The following is a 13,573-nucleotide window of genomic DNA, read 5'->3' as shown; positions in this document are numbered from 1 at the left end:
GGTGGAGGCCTCTCGGAGGACACGTCGGCTCTTCCTGCCCCGCTACGCGGGAGGGTCCGCTTCACCTCCGGCGTGAACGCCGGAGCACTGCGGACGAATCCCGTAGCGGTCAGCGGCGAGGATGAGGGCGGCGGCGCCAACCAGGCCCGATCCCTGGCCGAGGGAGGCCGGGACGACCCGGACCCGCTGGGCGAACCCCATCCGGGTGTGTTCCCGTAGCGCGGCCTCCAGCGGATCGAACAGCAGCGGCCCGGCCTGGGAGAGACCGCCGCCGATGGTGACGAGGTCCAGGTCGCAGAGGTTCGTGGCCGAGGCGATGGCGATGCCCAGGGCCCGGCCGGCACGGCTCATGGCGGCGAGGGCGATCTCGTCGCCCGCCTGGGCGTCCAGAGCGAGCTGCCGCCCGCTGGCCGCCGCCGCTTCGACGTAGGCGGCTCCGGTGGCCGGATCCGCCGCCTGACCGCTGTAGGCCCCGGCCCCGTCGCCGGGCAGCGCGGTGCCGGACGGCGCGGCGGCGCCCGGGGTCCAGCCCTGCTCCACCGCCCAGGCTGCCAGCCCCGGGCCTCGGGCGACGGCCTCCAGGCAGCCGCGGCCGCCACAGCCGCAGGCAGGCCCGCCGGGGTCGACCACGATGTGCCCGATGTGCCCCGCGTTCCCGCTGCCGCCGTCGATCAGCCGGTTGCCCAGGATCAGCCCGCCGCCCACCCCCGTGGAGACGACCATGCCGAGCATGTTGGCGCTGCCGCGTCCCGCGCCCCGCCAGTGTTCGGCGACGGCCAGGCAGACGGCGTCGTTGTGGACGCGCACCGGCACCCCGGGGAACCGCTCGGCGAGCTTCGCGCGCAGCGGGAAACCGCGCCACCCCGGCATGTTCAGCGGGGAGACGGCCCCCTCGGGCCAGGTCATCGGGCCGCCGCAGCCGATCCCCACACCGCCGACCACGCCGTCGGCCGTACCCTCCGCAACGCCGCGGGCCGCGGCGCCGCCCAGCACGGAATCGATCAGCTCGTCGAGCGTTTCCCACAGGGTCCGCGCGTCGCCGCCCGGTGGAGTCGCCACCCGGCGGGCCATCCGTACGTTGCCGTCGGGATCCACCAGGGCGACAGCGAACTTCGTCCCGCCGATGTCGACAGCAAGCACTAATCCGGACACTTAACGATCATAAAGGCCGGTCCGCGCTCGGAGGGGAGGAGAAGACCAGGACGGAAGCGGTAAAACCATGCACGTGGTTCTGCCCGCCGACCGGACCGACCTCACCGGCCGCGAAGAATCCGGCCACGCTGACGGGACCGAGCGTGTCGCGCACCGCGACCGCGTCGTGGTCGGCACTGCCGAACATGGCCGAGCCCCGGCCGTTGCAGGAGAACAGCAGCGCGCCGTCCACCCGGCCGAACTCCTCACGGTGGGCGTCGAGCAGCTCGTAGAGGTCCTCGTCGGCGGTGGCGGCGTCGCGGACCTGGAAGCGGACGGTGCGGCCGATCTCGACGACATCGCCGATGGCCACGGCCTCCCGCTCGGGGTCGATCCCCAGCACCCCCCGGATCAGGAAATCCCCGCGCTCGTGCCGCTCGGCGTACTCGTCCATGGCCACGCCGATCTGCAACCCCGAGGCGACCAGGTCCCGGTCGTCCTCGTCCAGTGCGCTGACGATCTCCTCCAGCCGGGCCAGAGCCGGCTGGCCGGCGAGTTCGAGGAGCAGATTGTCCTCGACAGCGGTGACGGCCATCGTCGGGCCGATCGGGCGGCATCCCTGGCTGACCAGGGTGCTGATGTTGACGGGACCGCTGAGCAGCACGCCGACGGCGCCCTCCTCGTAGATCTCCCCGTCGGCGAACAGCCGCACCGCGCCTCTGCCCTGAATCGCGTTGGCCATCCCGCCGATCAGCGGGAGGTCGCCCAGCACCTCCTGGGAGCGCTCGACGAAGCCGTCCGTGGGGAAGCTGTAGGGGTCGGCGAACAGGATGGCCGCGTGGTCGTCGGGACGACGTTCCGGCAGGCCGACCACGACGAAACGGTCATCGGTCTTCAGGGTGTCCAGCGCGAAGGTCGTCAGCCGGGCTCCGTCCAGGGTGGCGGCCCAGACGCTCACCGCGGGACTGACCTCGACCCCCTGACCACCACCGATCACCCCGGTGGCACTGCAGCCGACCACCGAGGCACCCGAGGCCATGTTCATCACGCGTAGTCCCGCGCGGGAGACATCCTCGGGATCCTCACCGCAGATGAAGAAACAGACCAGGTCAGGCGGCTCGGTAAGGCCTGACAGGGCTTGGCGCACCGCGATCTCGGCAGTGGTGACCAGATCGGGCCCCACTGCGAGACCATCGGCGAAACGACTCGTCAACAACGCCACTCGTCTCGCCTCCTCTTCTTGTCCGAAGCCTTGCCCTGGAGCGATTGTCCCCACTGCGGGAACAAGCACGCGCAACGACCGTCACACAATGGTCAAGATCCGAAACATGGATAAGAGTGCCGGTTTCGACTCCGGAGACGTAGGCTCGATCCCGTGCCTCAAATCCCAGAGCCACGTACTCTGCGCGAGCTTCGCGCGAGCGGCCATATCCACCGTACGGTAAAGGCCGAGATCCGCGAGAATCTCCTGGCCCGTCTGCGGGCCGGAGAGCCGCGGTTCCCCGGCATCGTGGGCTTCGACGACACCGTCCTGCCCCATCTGGAACGTGCCCTGCTCGCCGGGCACGACCTGGTTCTGCTGGGCGAACGTGGCCAGGGCAAGACCCGGCTCATCCGCACCGTCATCGGTCTGCTCGACGAGTGGACCCCGGTCGTCGACGGCTGTGAGATCAACGACCATCCCTACCGGCCCTCCTGCGTACGCTGCCGCCGCCTGGCCGCCGAGAAGAGGGAGGACCTGCCGATCTCCTGGAAGCACCGGGACGAGCGGTACGGCGAGAAGCTCGCCACTCCCGACACCTCCGTCGGCGACCTGATCGGCGACATCGACCCGATCAAGATCGCGGAGGGGCGCACACTCGGCGACCCGGAGACCGTTCACTACGGCCTGGTCCCGCGGAGCAACCGGGGCGTCTTCTCCGTCAACGAGCTGCCCGACCTGGCCGAGCGGATCCAGGTGTCGCTGCTCAACGTGCTGGAGGAGCGCGACATCCAGGTCAGGGGGTACAACCTGCGGCTTCCGCTGGACATCCTGCTGATCGCCAGTGCCAACCCCGAGGACTACACCAACCGCGGCCGGATCATCACCCCGCTGAAGGACCGCTTCGGCGCCGAGATCCGCACCCACTACCCGCTCTCGGTCGAGGCCGAGCTCACGCTCATCCGCCAGGAGGCGACGCTCGACGAAGTGGGCGCCGACCTGCCCGACCACCTCGTCGAGGTGATCGCCCGCTTCACCCGGCTGGTCCGGGAGTCGACCGCGGTGGACGCCCGCTCCGGGGTGTCGGCCCGCTTCTCCATCGCCGCGGCCGAGACCGCGGCCGCCTCCGCCGTACAGCGGGCCGCCCTGACCGGCGAGGAGCGCGCGGTCACCCGGGTGGCCGACCTGCCGGGCATCGTGCACACGCTGCGCGGCAAGGTGGAGTTCGAGGTCAGCGAGGAGGGCAGGGAGACCGAGGTCCTCGCCCACCTGCTCCGCCGGGCCACGGCCGAGACGTTCCGGGGCGCGCTCGGGGGCGCCGACCTGAACGGGCTGATGGAGAAGTTCTCCGATGGCGCCCAGGTCGAGTCGGGGTCCATGGTCCCCGCCGCCGAGCTGCTGCGCAGGATCGGCCCGGTGCCCGGCCTGGCCAAGATCATGTCGAGGCTCGGCATGGGTGACGAGTCCCCGGGACACGCGGCGGCCGCGCTGGAGTTCGCCCTGGAGGGGCTCTACCTCCTGCGCCGCCTGTCCAAAGACGAGGTGGACGGCGCGGCGGTCTATCGCACCTGAGGTGTCAGCATGAGCTATCGCTATGGCGAATACCGGGACGGGCCCGACCCGCTCGCCCCGCCGTACGACGTCCGTTCGGCGCTCGACCAGATGGGCGACTCCGTCCTGTCCGGCTCCAATCCCGGGCATGCCCTACGCGACCTGCTCAAGCAGGGCCTTCCGGGCGCGGAGAACAGACGTGGGCTGGACGACCTGCTCCGTGAGGTACGCCGGCGCCGGCGCGAGCTGCGCGAGCGTGGCCGGCTGGACGGCACGCTGGAACGGGCCAGGGCCCTGCTGGACAGGGCGATCGGCCAGGAGCGGAGCGAGCTCATGAGGGGTGCCGGGGGCCCTCCCCCGGGCGAGCGCAGTCCCGATCCGTCGGACGAGGAGACGCGGATGCGTCTTTCGGAGCTCGACGGCCTCCCGCAGGACACGGCGAGCGCGATCCAGGAGCTGAACACCTACCAGTGGCGCTCGGCGGCCGCCCGGCAGACCTTCGAGGAGCTGCGCGACCTGCTCCGCAGCGAGGTGCTCGACAGCCAGTTCCGTGGCATGCGGGAGGCGCTGGCCAACCCCGACCCCGCCGTCATGGAGCGGGTCCGGGAGATGATGTCCGAGCTGAACGACATGCTCGACCGGGATGCGCGGGGCGAGCACACCCAGGATGACTTCGACCGTTTCATGTCGAAATATGGGGATATGTTCCCGGAGTCGCCGCGGAACCTGGACGAGCTGGTCGACACTCTCGCGCGCCGGGCCGCCGCCACCCAGCGCCTGCTGGCCTCGCTCACCCCCGGCCAGCGTGAGGAGCTCAACGCGCTGATCAACCAGACGTTGGACCAGGCCGGGATGGGCGAGCAGATGCGCCGCCTGGGCGAGTCGCTCCACGCCCGCCGCCCCGACCTCTCCTGGAACACCCCTGAACGGCTGACCGGCGACAACCCGCTGGGGATGGGTGACGCCGTGTCCGCGCTGGACGAGCTCGCCGACCTGACCCAGCTGGAGGCCGCGCTCCGCCAGGACTACCCCGGGGCACGGCTGGACGACATCGACGAGGGGGCGATCCGCCGCGCGCTGGGCCGCGCGGCCGTCGACGACCTGGAGGCGCTCCGGCAGATCGAGCGGGAGCTGGAGCAGCAGGGCTACCTCCGCCGCCGGCGCGGCAAGCTGGAGCTCACTCCCAAGGCCGTCCGCCGTCTCGGAGAGACCGCCCTGCGCCGTGTCTTCGCCTCACTCGGCACGGGGCGCCGCGGGGACCACGATCAGGCGGACGCGGGCGCCGCAGGGGAGCTCACCGGCTCCTCCCGGCCCTGGAGGTTCGGCGACGAGCAGCCCATCGACGTGGTGCGCACGGTGGTCAACGGCGTACGGCGCGGCGGGGGCGCCGGCGCGGTCACCCTGTCGGTCGACGACTTCGAGGTGGCCGAGACCGAGAGCCGCACGGCCGCGGCGGTGTGCCTACTGGTGGATCTGTCCTACTCGATGGCCCTGCGGGGCACCTGGGCGGCGGCGAAGCAGACCGCGATGGCCCTGCAGGCACTGGTCAGTACGGAGTTCCCCCAGGACTCCGTGCAGATCATCGGCTTCTCCAACTACGCCCGTATCCTCCAGCCCGACGAGCTCGCCGGGCTGGAATGGGACATGGTCCAGGGCACGAACCTGCACCACGCCCTGCTGATCGCGGGCCGTCACCTTGACCGTCACCCCGACTTCGAGCCGGTCGTGCTCGTGGTCACCGACGGTGAACCGACCGCCCACCTGCGCCGCAACGGCTCCGCGGCGTTCGAGTGGCCGCCCATGCAGGAGACGCTGGAGCTGACGCTCGCCGAGGTGGACAAGATGACCCGGCGCAGGGCAACGCTCAACGTGTTCATGCTCGCCGAGGACGACCGTCTGAAGGAGTTCGTGAACGAGGTCGCCCGGCGCAACGGCGGCCGGGTGTTCTCCTCCAGCGCCGACCGCCTGGGAGAGTATGTCGTCAGCGACTTCCTGCGGACCCGCCGGACGCGCTGATCGCGGACGTGTCGGCGTAGGCGAGGTAGCCGTTGAGCGCGACGTCGAAACCGTCACGGTAGTGGCGGTAGGAGCGGTAGTAGGGCCGCCAGGCCGTACTGTTGCCGACACCCGCGCGGGCTTCGGCGGCGGCGGAGGGGACCCGCTCCGGACGGAGGAGCAGGCCACCGCCGAGATAGCGGGCGCCGGCGAGCACCGTGCAGGCGTCACGGCCACCGGACACGTAACCGCCGCGGCGCCAGCCGCTCTCCTCGTCCCACACCAGGGCCTCGCCGCCGGTCAGGAGGATCGTGACGGCACGGGGATCACAGGGGCCCTCCCACCAGTCGACGGCCTCGGCGCCCAGCGCGTCGACGACCCGGCTCACGTAGAGAGCCGGCTGCCCCAGCCACTCCTCGGTGTACGGCTCGACATGTCTGATACCCACAGCGGGCACTCCCTTGTGCCGTCGTGCATGGTCTGCTTCAACGCTCGCCCGGCACGACCGCGACCTCACCGCCGACGGTCCCAACACACGGGAACGAGTCCGTCTGCGATCCTACTGACTCCGCCGGGGTGCTCCGGGCCGAAATGCGAAGATCTACCGCAGAAGTCCGGAGGCCCCGGGTACGCCACAAGGGGGGGAAGGTCAGCGAACGGTAGTGTCTGGCGCATGACAGACCTGCTGCTCTGGTTGCACATCGGTTTCGCGATCTTCGCTCTGGGACCGCTCACCGCGGTCACCATGTCCACCCCCCGGTTCATCCGCGCCAGGGACCTCAACGTCCTGCGCTACCTGCACAGGACCACGCGCATCTATGCCATCGCGGCCATCGGCGTGTTCGTGTTCGGCCTGATCCTGGGCCGCGGTTCCCTGGGCGCGCCCTACCTGTCGGCCTCCATGACGCTCTTCATCGTCGCCGCGGTGCTCCTGGTCATCGTGGACCGGGACCAGATCACCGCCATCCGGGTCCTCAGTGACGAGAACCCGGATGGCAACGCGAAAGCGCAGACCGGGCGGATCGCCGCGCTCTCCGGCATAGTGGCCCTGATCTGGCTGGTCATCCTGGCGCTGATGGTCTGGGGCAGCCCGTCCTGACCTGACCGCTCACCCCGGCACCGGCGACCCGTACCGCCCGGCGCCCGCCGCTAGCCCAGCGCCCGGCTCAAGTCCGCGAGCAGGTCGTCGACCGACTCGATGCCGACCGACAGGCGGACCAGGTCGCCGGGGACCTCCAGCGACGAGCCCGCCACGGAGGCGTGCGTCATCCGGCCGGGGTGCTCGATCAGCGACTCGACGCCGCCGAGCGACTCGCCCAGGGTGAACAGCTTGGTCCGGTTGCAGAGCTCGACCGCCTCCTCCTCTCCCCCGGCGACCCGGAAGGAGATCATGCCCCCGAAGCGCTTCATCTGCTTGGCCGCGACCTCGTGACCGGGGTGGTCGGGCAGCCCCGGGTAGAGCACCGAGGTCACCCGCGGGTGGGCGAGCAGGAGGTCCGCCACGCGCTCGGCGTTGTCGCAGTGGCGGTCCATCCGCACCCCGAGGGTCTTGAGGCCGCGCAATGTCAGCCACGCGTCGAACGGCCCCGCCACCGCGCCCATCGCGTTCTGGTGGAAGGCGAGCTCCTCACCCAGGCCGACGTCGGCCGTGACGAGCGCGCCGCCGACCACGTCGGAGTGGCCCCCGACGTACTTGGTGGTGGAGTGCACCACGATGTCCGCGCCCAGCGACAGCGGCTGCTGGAGGTACGGCGAGGCGAAGGTGTTGTCGACCACCAGCAGCGCACCGTTGTCGTGCGCGAGCTCGGCCAGGGCCGCGATGTCCGCGATGCCGAGCAGCGGGTTGGTGGGCGTCTCGACCCAGACGACCCGGGTCTTCTGGGTCATGGCGGCCGCCACCGCGTGCAGGTTCCCGAGCGGGACCGGGTCGTAGCGCAGGCCCCAGCGCTCGTGGACCTTGGAGAACAGCCGGTAGGTGCCGCCGTAGGCGTCGTCCGGGATGATGACGTGGTCATCCGGCTTGCAGACCGTACGGAGCACGGCGTCCTCGGCCGCGAGGCCGGAGGCGAAGGCCAGGCCCCGGGTGCCGCCCTCGACGGCGGCCATGGCCTCCTCCAGCGCGGTCCTGGTCGGGTTCGCCGACCGGCTGTACTCATATCCGGCGCGTAGCCCGCCCACGCCGTCCTGTTTGTATGTCGACACCGCGTAGATCGGCGGAACAACGGCCCCGGTGTAGGGGTCGGGCTCCTGACCTGCGTGGATGGCAAGCGTCTCGAATCCTTCACTCATATGGCCAACGCTACTCGCAAAAACACCGGAGCCGTCAGGCCCGGTGACTCGGCCGCCGGGCCTTCCGGGTGGGTCCTCACACGGCCCGCGGCGGCAGGCCCTCACCCCACCTCCCTCGGAGACCATCCCGGAGCCGCCCTGGTCAGCCGAACGACCGATATGTCATGTCAGCCGTGAGGCTTAGGCTCAGGGGCCGTGGGAGACACACATCGCGCTGTCCACTGGATCCAACGGCTCAGCGAAATCGCGCTCATCGGCTGGCTCTCGCTGTTGCTTCTGATCGACTTCGCGATAGCGGTGAACGGTGACTGGACGACGTGGCTGAGGCCCGTGTGCGGTGTCGCCGGCATCCTGGCCGTGCTGTGGCGCCGCACCCGGCGGGTCGGCGGGTTCGCCGCTCTCCTGGCGGTGTCCTCCGTCTGCACCCTGATCGTCAAGAGCGTCGGCGGCACCGGGATGCCGGGTCTGGCCGAGACGGTGTCGCTGCTGGTCCTGACCATCGGCGCCCTGCGCTGGATCGAGCCGATCAGGCAGGCCGTGGTGTTCTCCGTGGCGTCGATGATCGTGCTGGAGGCCGCGGCGGGACGCGTCACGCAGAGCAGCGCCTCCATAGCCACCGGTTTCCTCACCTTCGTCGGCTGGTCGGCCGCCGCCGCGGTCGGCGCCTATCTCCGCTTCCAGATGGAGCGCCGGAAGGAGGCGGTGAACGCGGTACGGCGGGCCGAACGTCTGGAGCTCGCCAGGGAGCTGCACGACCTGGTCGCCCATCACATCACCGGGATCGTCGTCCAGGCGCAGGCGGCCAAGGTCGTCGCCGAGCAGAGACCGGAGGCCGTGATCCCCTCGCTGGAGGCGATCGCAGGCGCCGGGGCCGACGCGCTGACCTCGATGCGCCGCCTGGTCAGCGTGCTGCGGGCCGAGGACGACGCGGCCCGGAGCCCGGGCACCAGACTCGTCGACATGCGGACGATGGTGGAGCGTTTCTCCGCCGGCGGCCCCAAGGTCGCCTTCGACATCGGCCAGGGCATCACCGACGACACCCTGGCCCCGGAGGTGATGACCACCCTCCACCGGGTCCTGCAGGAGTCACTCACCAACGTCCGCCGGCACGCCCCGGGCGCCGGCTGGGTGGAGGCGGACCTGAGACTGGTCGACGGGCACGATGGGCGGACCGGCCCCGGTGGGTGGCCCTCCGACGGCGACCGGGGTCCGCGCAGCCGGCCGGGCCCCGTCAGGAGCACGGTACGGCTGCGCGTGCGCAACTACGGTTCGGCGGCCGACGTCAGGGTCTCCCATCTGGGAGGCGGGTTCGGCCTGGTGGGCATGGCCGAGCGCGTCGAGGCGCTCGGCGGCCGCCTTGTCGCCGGTCCCACTCCGGAAGGCGCCTGGGAGGTGTCGGCGGAGTTTCCCGTCTGACCGGCGGCCGGTCCCGTCCGGCTAGTGGTTGGCGAGGAAGGCCAGCAGGTCCTGGCGGGTGAGCAGTCCGACGGGCTTGCCGTCGTCGAGGACGACGGCGGCGTCGGCCTTCTCCAGTGCCTCGACCGCGATGGAGACCGGCTCGCCCGCGCCGATCATCGGCAGCGGCTGGGACATGTGCTCGGCCAGCGGGTCGTTCGGCCGCACCCGGCCGCGGTAGAGGGCGTCGAGCAGGTCGCGCTCCAGGATCGAGCCGACCACCTCGGCGGCCATGACCGGTGGCTCCTCCTTCATCACCGGGAGCTGCGACACGCCGTACTCCCGCATGATGGAGATCGCGGTGTCCACCGACTCGTGCGGGTGGGTGTGCACGAACTCCGGCAGGCCGGAGGACTTGCGGACCAGCACGTCCCTGACCAGGCCCTCGTCACTGGAGGTGGTCAGGAAGCCGTAGTCGGCCATCCACTCGTCGTTGAAGATCTTCGACAGGTAGCCCCGGCCGCCGTCGGGCAGCAGCACCACGACCACGTCGTCCGGACCGGCCCGCTCGGCCACGCGGAGCGCCGCGACCGTCGCCATCCCGCAGGAGCCGCCCACCAGCAGCGCCTCCTCGCGGGCCAGGCGCCGGGTCATGCCGAACGAGTCCTTGTCGGAGACCGCGATGATCTCGTCGCAGATCGTGGTGTCGTAGGTGGCCGGCCAGATGTCCTCGCCGACGCCCTCCACCAGATACGGCCGCCCGGTGCCGCCGGAGTAGACCGAGCCCTCCGGGTCAGCTCCGATGATCTTGACGCGGCCGCCGGAGACCTCCTTGAGGTAGCGGCCGGTGCCGCTGATCGTGCCGCCCGTGCCGACGCCCGCCACGAAGTGGGTGATCCGGCCCTCGGTCTGCTCCCAGATCTCCGGACCCGTGGAGTGGTAGTGGCTCTCGGGGTTCTGAGCGTTGGAGTACTGGTCCGGCTTCCAGGAGTTCGGCGTCTCCCTGGCCAGCCGGTCCGAGACGGAGTAGTAGGAGTCCGGGTGGTCGGGGGAGACCGCCGTCGGGCAGACCACGACCTCGGCCCCGTAGGCACGCAGGACCGAGATCTTGTCCTGGGCCACCTTGTCGGGCACCACGAACAGGCACTTGTAGCCCCGCTGCTGGGCCACGATGGCCAGACCGACCCCCGTGTTACCCGACGTGGGCTCCACGATCGTGCCTCCCGGACGCAGCGCGCCCGACTTCTCGGCGGCGTCGATCATCCGAACCGCGATCCGGTCTTTCACCGAGCCGCCCGGGTTGAAATACTCCACCTTGGCCAGCACTTGGGCCGGCAGACCCGCCGTCACACTGTGCAGCCGGACGAGTGGAGTGTTGCCCATCAGCTCCACAAGTGAGTCATGTACGCGCACCGGATGATCACCTCGAAATACCAAAGCTTTGTCAGCTTGTTGTGTTTGATGCCGGGTCCGCTGGGGTGGGCACGACTCGGCTCGTTCTCAAGGCAACGCTACCGCTGCGCCGTATTGAGGGAGCAACGCCACGTGACCTGGACACCTGGGGCGGCACGGGCCGCCCGGCGCATCGCGGCCGCCGCGGCCCTGGGCGGAGGCGGAATAACCGCGCTCGGCGTGGCCACCTACGGCCTGCTGCTGGCCGAGGCCATGGTGGCCCGCCGCATCGTCGGCCGCCCGCACGGCACGGAGGGGCCGCCGTCGGACGGGGTCTACGGCAACTTTCCCGGCGTGCCGCTCCGGATGGCCATGCTCGGCGACTCCACGTCGGTGGGTCTGGGCACGACGGATCCCGCCGAGACCCCCGGGGTGCTGATCGCCTCGGGGCTGGCCGTCGTCGCCGAACGGCCGGTACGGCTGACGGTGGTAGGCAGGTCGGGGGCGGCCTCCGCCGAGCTGGACGGGCAGGTGGACCGGGCACTCGACGCCGAGCCCGAGATCGCGGTCATCTTCGTCGGCGCCAACGACGTCACCACGCAGACGCCGCCCGCGCAGGCCGTACGACATCTGCAGAAGGCGGTGCGACGGCTGCGCGAGGCCGGTGCCGAGGTGGTCGTGGGCACCTGTCCCGACCTCGGCACGGTCCGGCCGATCGCACAGCCACTGCGCTGGGTGACCCGGCGCTGGAGCCGCCAGCTCGCCGCCGCGCAGACGGTCGCCGTGGTCGAGGCCGGCGGGCGGACGGTGGCCTTCGCGGACATGCTCGGTGACGAATTCGATACAAATCCGGACGAAATGTTCGGACCGGATCGTTTCCATCCATCTGCCCAAGGTTATCTACAGGTTGCTTATGCGGTGCTACCTTCTGTAGGCACCGCGCTGGGGCTGTGGCCCGAGCCTCGACCTCAGCGCAGTGAGTCGATCTACCTCGCGGCGGCTATGGCCGCGGAGGAACCCGGCACCGAGGTCTCCGCGACCCGCGTCGCCGGCCGAGCGACCGGACCCCACGGACGGTGGGTGACGATGTTCCGCCGGAGGCCCGGAGCGCCGTCTGACGGTGCCTGAACACGGTTACCCTCCGCGGCGAAGCCGTGACGCCTCGCCCGCATTGGAGTGGAATGCCCGTGATCCGGCCTCATGCGAAACCGGTTCTGGTGCTCGCCGGAGCCCTGGCCCTGGCCGGCTGCTCCGGCACCGAAGCGGCCACGCCGACCTACCCCACCTGGTACAACCCCGAGGTGAACGCGGTCAGCCGCACCGCCGCCGCCGCCGGAGTCGCCGTGACGACCTCCGCGAAATCCGACGGCACGCTGGAAACGGTGGCCGTCGACCTCGCCTCGGGCAGGAAACTGTGGGCCCACCCCGCGACCATGGCGGGCCGCCTGCCGGGGATGGGGATCCCTGCTCCGGCGATCGTCGAGACCGGAGGGGGTCAGGCCGTCGTCGTAGCGGTGGACCCCACCCGGAGAGGCCGATGGAACGCCACGCTCATCGCCCGCGACGCGAGGACCGGAGCGCAGAGGTGGACTCGCCCGGTGCACTCCACGTTCGGACCTCAGAAATGCGGGGCGTCCGTGTGCGTGTCCGAACAGACCGCCCTGACCTCGGCACGGGTCGCCGTGCTCGACCCCGCCACCGGCAAGCCGAGATGGAGGCTCCCCGGCATCGCCGAGGTGGAGTGGTCCGACGCCTCCCGCGTCGTGTTCCTGCGCCTGGCCAAACACCCCGTCCTGGAGTCGTACGACCTGAGCACCGGGAAGGCCGGATGGCGGCTGCCCATCGAACAGGCCCTCGGCGCCGGGGTGGACATGTCGGGCGGCTGGTCCTTCGGCGCGACCACCGCCAACCTCATCGGCTACGTCGCTCCCTACACCAACCCCAAGACGGAGAAGGTGTCCGCATTCGGTCTCTTCTCCGTCAAGCTCACCGACGGCACGGTCAACTGGATCCGCCCCTCGGTGGTGCGGGTCTACCCCAGCGGCAGCCCGGGCTTCGCACCGGTGGTCCGCCCGGTCGACCAACAGGGTCAGTACGGCGGCTTCGCCCGGCTGGATGCCGAGAGCGGCCGGGTCCTCGGCCAGATCCCGGTCACCCAGGTCCCCGGGTCGGGCTGGTGGCTCGCCTTCCCGGACCGGATGGACAGGCTCGGCTTCCTCAAACACGACAAGCCCGGCAGCGTCTTCGACCTGACCACCGGCCAGAGCTCCAAGGTCGAGAACGAGCGGGGCTGGTCCTTCTGCGTCACCGACCCCAAGCCGCTCGCGCTCCGGGGTCAGAATGCGGGCTTCTACCCGGTGGCCTCGCTCTGCGAGTACGGACTGGCCGACGGCAAGAAGCTGAACGGCTCCGCCGCGCCGCCCGCCTGGTTCACCGGCAGCCAGGACGGCTGGCGGACGTGGACCGACGAGCGCGGCGGCCTGCACGGGATCAAGGACGGCACCGGCACCTCTCCGGGCATGTACGGCTGACCCGCCCCCCATGACGGGAACCCCACCTCCGGGTGGGCTCCTGTGCATGCCGTACAAAGTTCTGTTCCGTTCCGTCTCGGCGCGTGGC

Annotated in this window: 11 protein-coding genes; 6 read left to right on the top strand and 5 right to left on the bottom strand. The window is 70.8% G+C overall.

Annotated elements, in window-relative coordinates:
• Window positions 1-42: 42 nt before the first annotated feature.
• A complete protein-coding gene (locus ACIN94_RS04270; protein WP_400699430.1) occupies window positions 43-1,152 on the bottom strand; it encodes an ROK family protein in 1,110 nt (369 codons plus the stop codon).
• Between the two features lie 7 nt (window positions 1,153-1,159).
• Complete coding sequence (locus ACIN94_RS04265; RefSeq protein ID WP_400699427.1) at window positions 1,160-2,353, bottom strand: FIST N-terminal domain-containing protein; 1,194 nt, start codon at window positions 2,351-2,353, stop codon at window positions 1,160-1,162.
• Between the two features lie 153 nt (window positions 2,354-2,506).
• Here ACIN94_RS04265 and ACIN94_RS04260 point away from each other — a divergent pair, with 153 nt between their 5' ends.
• Together ACIN94_RS04260 and ACIN94_RS04255 are read left to right on the top strand one after the other, a co-directional pair.
• Window positions 2,507-3,904 carry a sigma 54-interacting transcriptional regulator gene (locus ACIN94_RS04260; RefSeq protein WP_400699424.1) on the top strand — a complete coding sequence of 466 codons (1,398 nt, stop codon included), beginning with the start codon at window positions 2,507-2,509 and terminating at the stop codon, window positions 3,902-3,904.
• Between the two features lie 9 nt (window positions 3,905-3,913).
• A complete protein-coding gene (locus ACIN94_RS04255) occupies window positions 3,914-5,899 on the top strand; it encodes a VWA domain-containing protein (RefSeq protein ID WP_400699421.1) in 1,986 nt (661 codons plus the stop codon).
• Here the strand turns inward: ACIN94_RS04255 and ACIN94_RS04250 are convergent.
• Window positions 5,865-6,326: a DUF6292 family protein gene (locus ACIN94_RS04250; RefSeq protein ID WP_400699419.1), complete on the bottom strand. Its 462-nt coding sequence runs from the start codon at window positions 6,324-6,326 to the stop codon at window positions 5,865-5,867. The genes ACIN94_RS04255 and ACIN94_RS04250 overlap by 35 nt on opposite strands.
• A gap of 225 nt (window positions 6,327-6,551) precedes the next feature.
• Between ACIN94_RS04250 and ACIN94_RS04245 the strand changes: the two genes are divergently transcribed.
• A complete protein-coding gene (locus ACIN94_RS04245) occupies window positions 6,552-6,977 on the top strand; it encodes a hypothetical protein (RefSeq protein ID WP_400699416.1) in 426 nt (141 codons plus the stop codon).
• A gap of 50 nt (window positions 6,978-7,027) precedes the next feature.
• Here ACIN94_RS04245 and ACIN94_RS04240 read toward each other — a convergent pair whose 3' ends face one another.
• Complete coding sequence (locus ACIN94_RS04240; protein WP_400699413.1) at window positions 7,028-8,167, bottom strand: cystathionine gamma-synthase; 1,140 nt, start codon at window positions 8,165-8,167, stop codon at window positions 7,028-7,030.
• A gap of 195 nt (window positions 8,168-8,362) precedes the next feature.
• Here ACIN94_RS04240 and ACIN94_RS04235 point away from each other — a divergent pair, with 195 nt between their 5' ends.
• On the top strand, window positions 8,363-9,583 hold the full coding sequence (locus ACIN94_RS04235; RefSeq protein ID WP_400699411.1) for a sensor histidine kinase: 1,221 nt from the start codon (window positions 8,363-8,365) through the stop codon (window positions 9,581-9,583).
• A 21-nt stretch (window positions 9,584-9,604) separates the two neighbouring features.
• On the opposite strand, the gene ACIN94_RS04230 is transcribed toward ACIN94_RS04235, so the two are convergent.
• The gene (locus ACIN94_RS04230) at window positions 9,605-10,975 is read right to left on the bottom strand and encodes a cystathionine beta-synthase (RefSeq protein WP_400699408.1); all 1,371 of its coding nucleotides are present in this window, start codon (window positions 10,973-10,975) and stop codon (window positions 9,605-9,607) included.
• A gap of 132 nt (window positions 10,976-11,107) precedes the next feature.
• On the opposite strand from ACIN94_RS04230, the gene ACIN94_RS04225 reads away from it, so the two are divergent.
• Together ACIN94_RS04225 and ACIN94_RS04220 are read left to right on the top strand one after the other, a co-directional pair.
• A complete protein-coding gene (locus tag ACIN94_RS04225; protein ID WP_400699405.1) occupies window positions 11,108-12,082 on the top strand; it encodes an SGNH/GDSL hydrolase family protein in 975 nt (324 codons plus the stop codon).
• 53 nt (window positions 12,083-12,135) lie between these two features.
• Window positions 12,136-13,485, top strand: coding sequence for a PQQ-binding-like beta-propeller repeat protein (locus ACIN94_RS04220; RefSeq protein WP_400699402.1), 1,350 nt, complete (start codon window positions 12,136-12,138; stop codon window positions 13,483-13,485).
• Window positions 13,486-13,573 lie beyond the last annotated feature (88 nt).

Origin of the sequence: Streptosporangium sp. NPDC087985 (assembly GCF_044741965.1) — a bacterium.
Classification (GTDB): domain Bacteria; phylum Actinomycetota; class Actinomycetes; order Streptosporangiales; family Streptosporangiaceae; genus Streptosporangium.
Note: the sequence above shows the minus strand (reverse complement) of the source record. Positions and strands in the feature narration are given on the sequence as shown.

Excerpts from the sequence above, each read along its gene's own strand:
- ACIN94_RS04255 (WP_400699421.1), top strand. The coding sequence starts at position 3,914 with ATGAGCTATCGCTATGGCGAATACCGGGACGGGCCCGACCCGCTCGCC.
- ACIN94_RS04220 (WP_400699402.1), top strand. The coding sequence starts at position 12,136 with ATGCCCGTGATCCGGCCTCATGCGAAACCGGTTCTGGTGCTCGCCGGA.
- ACIN94_RS04240 (WP_400699413.1), bottom strand. The coding sequence starts at position 8,167 with ATGAGTGAAGGATTCGAGACGCTTGCCATCCACGCAGGTCAGGAGCCC.
- ACIN94_RS04245 (WP_400699416.1), top strand. The coding sequence starts at position 6,552 with ATGACAGACCTGCTGCTCTGGTTGCACATCGGTTTCGCGATCTTCGCT.